Here is a 2,843-nt window from a genome sequence, read left to right on the forward strand (position 1 = left end):
AGCGTTCAGTCATCGCGATCTTGTCAAATGATGTGTCTTCAGTTGTCGTTATTTATCTCTATATTCTGATTCTTTTTACGGCGGCTTTTTGTTTTGTCGGTGAAACGGAAGGTGCAGGATTATTTTTTGGCATGATAGGTATTGCTGCGGTAGTGCATTTCATTTACACGGCCAGGAAAAATAAGTTAGGACTCTTCACCCAAGTGAAGCTGGTTAATCTCTATATTAGAAGTGTTTTCTAAAAATCCTTCTTGTAACCCCCTCTTCGGAAACGACAGACTCAAACAATTTATTGCCTGTTTGAGACGTCGTTAACCGTGAATGTTGACACAGCATTGTGCGAAAAATTAACTGCGCCACGCAGGCTCACCGGACTGGACTGAACGCTCGAGTGCGCGGGTTTCCCGAATATTTCGCGCTGGCGGTGAACCAAACAGCCGTGAATATTCACGGGTAAACTGCGTCACGCTCTCATATCCTACCGCATTAGCCGCAATACCGATCGCTGTCCCTTCCGTCAGCATCAGTCTCCGCGCTTCAAGCAGGCGCAGCTGTTTCTGGAACTGCAGCGGGGTGAGCGTGGTGATATGGCGGAAATGCGTATGAAACACCGAGAGGCTCATGCCGGCGGCGTCAGCGAGGGTTTTCATGCGCAGCGGTTGCGCATAATTGGCCCGAATGATTGCGACTGCCCGCGCAATCCGCCGGGCATGGCTGTCAGTGCTGCCGAGGGCGCGCAGCGCGCTGCCGTGTCGTCCTGACAATAGCCAGTAATGTAACTCCCGCACCAACTGGCTGCCCAGCACGGCGAGCGCGCGCGGTCTGCTGAGCATGTTCAGCAGGCGCAAAGCGGCTTCTGCCACATCTTCTTCGATCTGATCAATGCTTACGGGCAAATCCGTGGCAGCCTCCAGCCCGACCATGTTTGCCATCAGTTCGCTAATCACCGCCGCATCCAGTTCCACGACCAGAGAATAATAAGGGGTGTCGGCACTGGCGCTGATAACCTGACTCACGGTTGGCACGTCCATGGTGATCAGCAAGGATTCCCCCGCGCCAAAATCAAAACGATCGCTGCCCATAGTCACGCGTTTACTGCCTTGCAGCACCATTGCGATTAGCGGTTTAGTGATAGCGAATTGCAACGCGGTAGGCGCGGTCTCGCGCAGAATGAACACCCCATCAACTGGCGTTGCAGCAACGCCCGCTCCGTTGTGGTGTTCATCAGCGTAGTGTCGTGCCGCCTGCAGCAAAGCCGCCATCCTCCCGGCAGATTGAAACTCGTCGTCCCCAGCAGGACGTTCCTCATACGAGTGAGCATGCTTTTTCATATTATTAGGCAATCAATTAAAAATTTCAGATGCAGCCATTCTAGTAAATACGGCATCAAATAAAAATATAAAAATAATCAGGCAATAATTAAAAATTATTGGGCAACCCTGGGAGTTTGTCGATTGTTAGAATCACTCTCCCACTATTGAGGAGATATTTCATGACAACCCTTTCTCTTGTAACTGGCGCCAGCCGGGGTCTTGGCCGTAATACCGCACTGAGCATTGCCCGCCATGGTGGTGATGTCATCGTGACTTATCGTACTGGTAAAGAGGCGGCGGACGCCGTGGTGAATGAAATTCAGGCGCTAGGCCGTAAGGCCGTTGCGCTGCAACTGGACACCAGCAACGTATCGTCCTTCCCGGGGTTCGTCGCCGCCGTGCGCAATATCCTGAAAGGTGACTGGGGACGCGAAACGTTCGACCATCTGATCAACAACGCCGGGCATGGGGAAATGGCCGACTTTAGCGCAACCACGGAAGAGCAGTTCGACGCGTTATTTAACGTACACGTCAAAGGGGTGTTTTTTCTGACGCAGTCGCTGCTGCCGCTGCTGGTCGATGGCGGACGCATCGTCAACTTCTCTTCGGGGCTGACCCGCGTGTCGTTCCCGGGTTTCTCGGCCTACTCGGCTGCCAAGGGCGCCGTTGAAATACTCTCCGTGTATATGGCGAAAGAACTGGGCAGCCGCGGCATCACCGTGAATACCGTGGCCCCGGGAGCGATTGAAACCGACTTCCTGGGTGGCGCGGTGCGTGACATCCCCGATTACAATCAGGCGTTTGCTGGCATGACCGCGCTGGGTCGCGTGGGCCTGCCTGATGACATCGGTCCGATGATTGCCAGCCTGCTGGGCCCGGACAACCGCTGGGTCACCGGTCAGCGCATTGAAGTTTCCGGTGGGCAGTCCATTTAGTTGCCCGATGATGGATTCCGCCCGGTGCGGAATCCATCCTGTTCCCCCGATGCAATAAGAGGTATTTGATGCCTAAAATGATCATTCATGCGCCAGCAGGTACCTTTGATGCGGCTGAGCGTCAACAGGTTGCCAGAGATCTGACGCAGTTAGGACTTAATTGCGAGGCGCTGCCAGACTCCCCTCTGGTTCGAAGTACGGTCTGGAGCTACTTTGCTGAATACTCTTCTGATGCCGTCTTTATGGGAGACAAGCCCGCATGGTTGCCGGGTGTGTCCCTTCAGATATATGTCATCAAAGGTGGCCTGGATGAGGAGGCAAAGAAGAAGCTGATTGAGGGAGCAACCGCAATTCTGGATCGGCGTCCGTCAGGCACTTCTGTCGCTCCTGTCTATGTGGTGATACAGGAAATCGAAGAAGCCAACTGGGGCATATTCGGTCAGCAGGCCGATCTGGCAGCGCTTCGCGCCAGCGATGAAAATGCTGCGGCGATTTGAAGGAAATATTTTTGATAGGGGTGGCTGGAAAGCTATCAGAGAGTGGTGTGAAGGTTATAGTTAGTGTCGTCTGAACTCCACGCTGAATTTTCTAGCAC

The 2,843-nt window shown here is 53.5% G+C and carries 4 protein-coding genes; 3 read left to right on the plus strand and 1 reads right to left on the minus strand.

Translation table 11 applies throughout. The features are described from left to right. On the plus strand, positions 1–242 hold a 242-nt coding region (locus QMM04_RS21950), incomplete at its 5' end, for a hypothetical protein (RefSeq protein ID WP_282997035.1). A gap of 105 nt (positions 243–347) precedes the next feature. Here the strand turns inward: QMM04_RS21950 and QMM04_RS21955 are convergent. Then, positions 348–1,262 (minus strand): AraC family transcriptional regulator, encoded by a 915-nt coding sequence (locus QMM04_RS21955; RefSeq protein WP_282997036.1) that lies wholly within the window; start codon positions 1,260–1,262, stop codon positions 348–350. Positions 1,263–1,492: 230 nt separating this feature from the next. Between QMM04_RS21955 and QMM04_RS21960 the strand changes: the two genes are divergently transcribed. Both QMM04_RS21960 and QMM04_RS21965 read left to right on the plus strand, forming a co-directional pair. Continuing rightward, on the plus strand, positions 1,493–2,248 hold the full coding sequence (locus tag QMM04_RS21960) for an SDR family oxidoreductase (RefSeq protein WP_021506490.1): 756 nt from the start codon (positions 1,493–1,495) through the stop codon (positions 2,246–2,248). Positions 2,249–2,316: 68 nt separating this feature from the next. After that, positions 2,317–2,745: a tautomerase family protein gene (locus QMM04_RS21965; protein ID WP_282997037.1), complete on the plus strand. Its 429-nt coding sequence runs from the start codon at positions 2,317–2,319 to the stop codon at positions 2,743–2,745. The last annotated feature ends 98 nt before the right edge of the window (positions 2,746–2,843 follow it).

The sequence above is a fragment of the Pantoea sp. Pa-EAmG genome (assembly GCF_030024295.1).
Classification (GTDB): domain Bacteria; phylum Pseudomonadota; class Gammaproteobacteria; order Enterobacterales; family Enterobacteriaceae; genus Pantoea; species Pantoea dispersa.